Below are 6,458 nucleotides of genomic sequence, written 5' to 3'. Positions count from 1 at the left end.
GGCGGCGGCGGGGGGGGGGGTGGGGTGGTGGGCGGCGGCGTGGTGGGCGGGGTGCCGCCGCCGCAGGCCGCGCCGTTGAGCTGGCAGCCGCTCGGCGAGCCGGAGCCGCCGGCCAGGAAACCGAAGGAGACCGAGGCACCCGGGGCGATGACGCCGTTCCAGGACCGGTTGGTGAAGGTGTGCCGCTGGCCCGCGGAGGTGAGCAACGCGTCCCAGTAGCTGCCGAGTGTGGTGCCGGACGGCAGGTCGAAGGTGAGGCTCCAGCCGTTGATGGTCGAGCCGCCGCCGTTGGTGATGGTGTACTTCCCCTCCCAACCGGAGCCCCAGTCGGCGGTCTTGACGAAGCTGGCGGTGACTCCGGCGGCGTACGCGGGCAGCGCCACCCAGGCCGCGCCGAGTGCCGCCACCAGGGTGGCGACGAGGGACAGGACAAGGGTTCTGGAGCGTTTCATGCGACCCTCCGGGCCCGGGCGGGCATTTATGGATGTCAACGTTGGCGCTAATTATTAAGACAGTTAACTGTTTCTGTCCAGGGGTCGACACGGATGCGCGGGCCGCCCGTCGCGTGACCATCGCGACGGGCGGCCCGGGACACCCCGGTCAGCGGCGGAAGGTGAACCAGTTGACGTTGACGAAGTCGTTCGGCTGGCCACTGGTGAAGGTCAGGTACACGGAGTGCCGACCGGTCACTGCTCCCACGTTGCCGGGCACCGAGCGCCAGCTCTGCCAGCCGCCGGTGTTGCCGATCGCGAAGCTGCCGATCGGCGTGGCAGTCGGGCTGTCCAGCCGTACCTCCACCAGGCCACTCACCCCGCTGCCCGCGCCGGAGGCCACCCGCGCCACGAAGTCCCGCGCCGAGGTGGAGCCGAACTCGACGTTGTCGTAGCGAACCCAGTCCCCGTTACGCAGCGCCCCGATGTTCTGCCCGCCTTCGGAGCACGCCTCCACGATCACGCCGTTCTGCGCGTTGAACGACTCGGCCTGGATCTGCGCGTACGCGTCCCTCGTGCCGCCGGGTGGCGGCGTGGTGGGCGGCGGGGTGCTGCCGCCGCCGCGCTGGTACACCGCCACGTAGTCGACGAGCATCGGCCGCCCCGGGACGGTGGCAGGGGTCGGCGTGCCGCTGCCGGCCACGCCGTTCGGGAAGGCCCCACCCATCGCGACGTTGAGCAGCAGGAAGTAGCCCGCGTGCGAGGTCATCTGCGACCAGGCGGACGCACCGACCTGGCTGGACGTGACGGTGTGGTAGAGCTGCCCGTCGACGTACCAGCGCAGTTGTTGGGGGCTGATCGAGGCGTCCCACTCGAACCGATAGGTGTGGAACGCGGACTGGCAGCTCGCGCCCGGGCAGGCCCGGGACGCGCCGAGGCCGTTGGACTCGTTGCACGGCCCGCCCGGTGCGACGCCGCAGTGCAGCACGCCCCAGACCGAGTTGATGCCGTTGACGTTCTCCATCACGTCGAACTCACCGATGCCCGGCCAGTTCTGGTAGTTGCCCCGGTAGGGCGCGCCGAGCGCCCAGAACGCCGGCCAGTAGCCCGCAGCTGCGGCACCGGTGACGTTCGGCATCTGGATCCGGCCCTCGATGGCCAGCACGCCGCCGGCCGGGGCCTTGAAGTCGCTGCGCACGGTCTCGATCCGGGCGGAGGTCCAGCCGCCACCGCTGTCGCGCAGCGGCGTGATCCGCAGGTTGCCGCCACCGTCGTGGCTGACGTTGGCGGTGCTGGCGGTGTAGTTCTGGATCTCGCCGGTGCCCCAGTTGCCCGGGCCACCGGGATAGCTGTGACCGGTGTCGATGATCCAGTTGGCGGACGACGGCAGGCTGCCGGCCGCGCCGGTGAAGTCGTCGCTCCAGACCGTGCTCCAGCCGGCCGGGGGTGGCGGCACGGCCGCCTGCGCGGTGACGGTGGCGGCGGCCAGGACGGTGGTGGTGGCGACGAGCAGGACGGAGGCCAGCCGCAGCCGACGTCGGACGAGCGGGGCGGCGGGGGCCGCTGAGGGAGGTGGCATGGACGTGCCTCTCTGCGGGGACGGATCGAGAGAGCGCTCTCTCAGAGTTGTACTTCCCGTCCACACAGTTGTCAACGTCGATCTACGTCGGCAGTCGGAGTTGCCTGCGGGCGGCGGAGCACCGCCTGCTCAAGGGCCGACCACACGCTCGTGGTCACCAGGTAGATCACCGCGGCGAGCGGCAGCACCAGCGCCACCAGCACGGTAGTGAACGGCAGCAGGGGCAGCAGCCGGCCGAGCGTGGCCGCCCCCGGCCCCTCGGTCGGCGTACCGGCCACCGTGCCCACCGCCGCCGACGCCCGACGGGCCCGCCGCGACGACCACCAGGCCACCGCCAACAACACCACGAGCAGTACGCCGAACAGCGGTCCGGCCGCACCGGACAGCCCGTCGCTGAGATGGTGACCCAGCGGCACACCGACCAGCCGCTCGTCCAGTAACCCGGTGCCGCCCTCACTGGTGCTGAACAACCGGTACAGCACCAGCAGGAACGGCGCCTGGATGAGCAACGGCAGACAGCCGGCGATCGGGTTCGCGCCGGCCTCGCGGTACAACGTGAACACCTCGCGCTGAAGCGTCGCCGGGTCGTCGGCGTACCGCTGCTGAAGGTCACGCACCTGCGGGGCGAGCGCCGCGCGGCGCCGCTCGCCGCGGACCTGCGCGACGGTCAGCGGCGAGATCAGCAGGCGGACGGCGATGGTGAAGAGCACGATCGCGGCGGCCGTCGCCGCACCGCCGGCCAGTGGTTCGAGCAGCTCGGTGAGCCAGGACAGCGCGCTGCCGGCAGCGGCGACAGTGTCGTGCAGTGGTGCGAAGGCAAGCATGGGAAACCCCTCGGTCCGATTCCGGTGAGGCCCTCCCCCGGGCGGCGTCCGCTCAGCGAGGGGGCCGGTGACGGCGGGATCGGCCGCGCGGCGGCGGGGCGCTACGCGGCCGAGGGGTGCCCCGGAGCACGGGGACGAGGGCGACCGGCGGCATCCGGGTCGATCTGGCGGGGCATTCGGCGACTTCGGGAGCGGGCCCGCAGACCAGCCCACCGTGGCCCGGCACCGGACGCGCCCGCCCGGTCCCGCACCCGGGCCGCCAGCACCACCGCGAGCAGCACCAGGGCGGTCAATGCGGCACCCGCGAGCAGGTCGGCCGGGCGGCCCGCGAGCAGGGTGAGCTGGGCGAACGCGGACATCCACGCGACCCCGACAAAGCCCAGCAGCACCGGCACGGGCTCAGCATAGGACCCGCTGTCACGTCGCCCAGCCGAATCCGGCGGCCCGACCCCAGTACGACGTGTCGCCGCCACGTTTCCCGGCATCGCCACGTTGGGTAACCAACGGCGGACCGACGCGGACGGACCGCGAACGGTGGAAACGGACGGGTGATGTCGATGACCGGTCAGGTGGCCGAGGTGCCCAGCGACATGGCTGCGGCGACCGGATTGCTCACCGTGGGTGTCGAGGAGGAGTTCCTGCTCGTCGACCCGCACACCGGGGCTGCGGTTCCGGCCGTGGACCTGGTCATGGAGCAGGTTCCGGCCGAACTCCGCGGGCAGGTGGAGCGGGAGTTCCAGACCAGTCAGATCGAGATCGGCAGCCCGCCCGGTCTGGAGCTCTCGTCGATCCGGCACTCCCTCGGCGTCCTGCGTCGGGCGCTCTCCGACGCCGCCGAACGGGCCGGCGTACGCCTGCTCGCCATCGGCACCGGCCCGGTGGACGGCCCGGTGCCACCGGTGGTGGACAAGCCCCGCTTCGACCGGATGATCGAGCGGTTCCGGCTGCTCGTTCCCGGCCCCGGCAACAACGGGATGCACGTGCACGTGGGGGTGCCCGACCCGGACACCGGCGTGCAGGTGCTCAACCACGTCCGGCCGTGGCTGCCGATGCTGCAGGCGGTGACCACCAACTCGCCGTTCGCCCGGGGCGAGGACACCGGCTACGCCAGTTGGCGCTCGGTGGAGTGGGAGCGCTGGCCGTCGGTGGCGCCGACGCCGTTCCTGGAGTCGCATGAGCACTACCAGCGGCTGATCCGCCAGTTGATCTCCACCGGGGTGATGCTGGACGAGGGGATGCTCTACTGGTACGCCCGGCTGTCGGCGAAGTACCCGACGGTGGAGCTGCGCATCGGCGACGTCTGCCCGTCGGTGGACGACGCGGTGCTGGTCGCCGCCCTGGTCCGGGCGCTGGTGGCCACCGCGATGGCGGATGTCGAGGCCGGCCGCCCGGCGTTGCGGACCGACCACCACCTGCTGGTCGGCGCGCACTGGCGGGCCGCCCACGACGGCCTCGAGGGTGAGGGCGTCGACGTCACCACGGGCGAGCTGGCCCCGGCCTGGGAGCTGCTGGACCGGTTCGTCGAGCGGATGCGGCCGGCGCTGGAGGAGCACGGCGACTGGGCCGAGGTGACCGACCTGCTGGCTGGGCTGCGCCGGCACGGCAGCGGCGCGGCACGGCAGCGCGCCGTGTTCGAGCGCACCGGCCAACTCACCGACGTGGTGCAGGACGTCGCGCGGCAGACCCGCGGCTGATCGTCGCGTGACAGGATGAACTCGTGGCCCAACGGCTGATCGTCATCGGCGGGGACGCCGCCGGAATGTCGGCGGCGTCCCAGGCCCGACGCCGCCGTGGTCGCGACGACCTGGAGATCGTGGTCTTCGAGCGCGGCCACTTCACCTCCTACTCGGCGTGCGGAATCCCGTACTGGATCAGCGGGCTGGTGCCCGACCCCGAGGCGCTGATCGCCCGCGATCCGGAGGTCTTCCGCCGGGAGCACGCGATGGACGTCCGCATGCGCCACGAGGTCACGACCATCGACCTGGAGCGCCGCGAGGTGGTGGCCCAGAACCTGGAGGACGGCGGCGAGGTCCGTGAACGCTTCGACGACCTGATGTACGCCACCGGCGCGGTGCCGGTGAAGCCACCGTGGGCGGTCACCGACGCGCACGGGGTGTTCGGCATGCAGACCCTCGACGACGGGGCGGCGCTGCGCGACTGGCTCGACGCCGACCCTCAGCCGCGCCGGGCGGTGGTGATCGGCGGCGGATACATCGGCGTCGAGATCGCCGAGGCCATGATCCAACGCGGCCTCTCGGTGACCCTGGTGGAGGCGGGCGAGCAGCCCATGTCGACGGTGGACAGCGACATGGGCGAGCTGGTCGCCGACGCGATGCGCGGCCTCGGCATCACGATCCGGGGCAGCCTGCCGGTGACCGGCCTGGAGGAGCACAACGGCCGGGTGTCCGCCGTGGTCACCGAAGAGGGGTCGATCCCGGCCGACGTCGTCGTCCTGGGTCTCGGTGTACGCCCCAACACCGCGCTCGCCGAGGCGGCCGGGCTGCCTCTCGGGCCGACCGGAGCGATCCGGGTCGACCGTCGGATGCGGGTGCCCGGGCTCCCCGGGATCTGGGCGGCCGGCGACTGCGTGGAGACCCTGCACCGGGTCAGCGGGCTGCCGGTGCACGTGCCGCTCGGCACGCACGCCAACAAGCAGGGCCGGGTCGCCGGGATCAACATCGGCGGCGAGTACGCCACCTTCACGGGCGTGATCGGCACGGCGGTGACCAAGGTCTGCGACCTGGAGGTCGGTCGGACGGGTCTGCGCGAACGCGACGCCAAGGCTGCCGGCTTCGAGTTCGTCTCGGTGATCGCCGAGTCGACCAATCGGGCCGGCTACTACCCCGGTTCCCGGCCGATGACGGTCAAGCTGATCGCCGAGCGTCCCAGCGGCCGGTTGCTCGGCGCGCAGATCGTCGGTTGGTCCGAGGCGGCCAAACGGATCGACACGCTGGCCGTGGCGCTGTGGAACGGCATGACGGTGGACGATATGACGCAGCTGGACCTGGGCTACGCTCCGCCGTACGCGCCGGTGTGGGATCCGGTGCTCATCGCCGCCCGAAAAGCGGTCGACGCGCTCGCCGCGCTCGACCGTTGACCCGCGCCCGCCGTGGAGGACCACCCCGTGACCCAGACCCCGACCCGGCCGACGACGCGTCGGCGCCCCACCATGGTCGACGTGGCCCGGCGGGCCGACGTCAGCCTGAAGACGGTCTCCCGGGTCGTCAACGACGAGCCGGTGGGGCAGGAGTTGGTCGGCCGGGTGCTGGCCGCTATCGCCGAGCTGGGCTTCCGGCGCAACGACATCGCTCGTAACCTGCGCTCCCGGCAGCTCAACGCCACCGTCGGGCTGCTGATCGAGGAGATCGCCAACCCGTTCTACGCGACCATCGCCAGCGTCGCCGCCGAGATCGCCGCCGCCCACGGCACCATGCTGATCACCGCGTCCTCCGAGGAGGACCCGGAGCGGGAACGCGCCCTGCTCCAGGACTTCACCCAACGCCGGGTCGACGGTCTGCTGGTGGTGCCGGCGGGCCTCGCCCACTCGTTCCTGCGGCGAGAGGTCGAGCTGGGCATGCCGGTGGTGTTCCAGGACCGGCCGCCGCAGGGGCTGCAAGCCGACGC

At 72.2% G+C, this 6,458-nt stretch carries 7 protein-coding genes; 3 read left to right on the top strand and 4 right to left on the bottom strand.

What is annotated here, in order from left to right:
* The 4 genes from KBX53_RS18275 to KBX53_RS18260 all read right to left on the bottom strand — a co-directional run.
* On the bottom strand, window positions 1-452 hold a 452-nt coding region (locus KBX53_RS18275; protein ID WP_210860557.1), incomplete at its 3' end, for a cellulose binding domain-containing protein.
* 148 nt (window positions 453-600) lie between these two features.
* A complete protein-coding gene (locus tag KBX53_RS18270) occupies window positions 601-2,010 on the bottom strand; it encodes a carbohydrate-binding protein (RefSeq protein ID WP_030333081.1) in 1,410 nt (469 codons plus the stop codon).
* A 71-nt stretch (window positions 2,011-2,081) separates the two neighbouring features.
* Entirely contained in the window at window positions 2,082-2,834 is a 753-nt protein-coding gene (locus KBX53_RS18265; RefSeq protein ID WP_210860555.1) for a YidC/Oxa1 family membrane protein insertase, read from the bottom strand.
* A 101-nt stretch (window positions 2,835-2,935) separates the two neighbouring features.
* The gene (locus tag KBX53_RS18260) at window positions 2,936-3,229 is read right to left on the bottom strand and encodes a DUF6412 domain-containing protein (RefSeq protein ID WP_245233654.1); all 294 of its coding nucleotides are present in this window, start codon (window positions 3,227-3,229) and stop codon (window positions 2,936-2,938) included.
* Between the two features lie 162 nt (window positions 3,230-3,391).
* Between KBX53_RS18260 and KBX53_RS18255 the strand changes: the two genes are divergently transcribed.
* The 3 genes from KBX53_RS18255 to KBX53_RS18245 form a co-directional block, all read left to right on the top strand.
* Complete coding sequence (locus tag KBX53_RS18255; RefSeq protein ID WP_209444569.1) at window positions 3,392-4,528, top strand: glutamate--cysteine ligase; 1,137 nt, start codon at window positions 3,392-3,394, stop codon at window positions 4,526-4,528.
* A 23-nt stretch (window positions 4,529-4,551) separates the two neighbouring features.
* The gene (locus tag KBX53_RS18250; RefSeq protein WP_030333073.1) at window positions 4,552-5,931 is read left to right on the top strand and encodes an FAD-dependent oxidoreductase; all 1,380 of its coding nucleotides are present in this window, start codon (window positions 4,552-4,554) and stop codon (window positions 5,929-5,931) included.
* Window positions 5,932-6,003: 72 nt separating this feature from the next.
* On the top strand, window positions 6,004-6,458 hold a 455-nt coding region (locus KBX53_RS18245), incomplete at its 3' end, for a LacI family DNA-binding transcriptional regulator (RefSeq protein WP_210860559.1).

It is taken from the genome of Micromonospora sp. M51, from assembly GCF_018070305.1.
GTDB classification, from domain to species: Bacteria; Actinomycetota; Actinomycetes; order Mycobacteriales; family Micromonosporaceae; genus Micromonospora; species Micromonospora parva.
Note: the sequence above shows the minus strand (reverse complement) of the source record. Positions and strands in the feature narration are given on the sequence as shown.

Bases quoted from the DNA above. Each gene is read 5' to 3' on its own strand.
- KBX53_RS18270 (WP_030333081.1), bottom strand. From the start codon at position 2,010: ATGCCACCTCCCTCAGCGGCCCCCGCCGCCCCGCTCGTCCGACGTCGG.
- KBX53_RS18265 (WP_210860555.1), bottom strand. From the start codon at position 2,834: ATGCTTGCCTTCGCACCACTGCACGACACTGTCGCCGCTGCCGGCAGC.
- KBX53_RS18255 (WP_209444569.1), top strand. From the start codon at position 3,392: ATGACCGGTCAGGTGGCCGAGGTGCCCAGCGACATGGCTGCGGCGACC.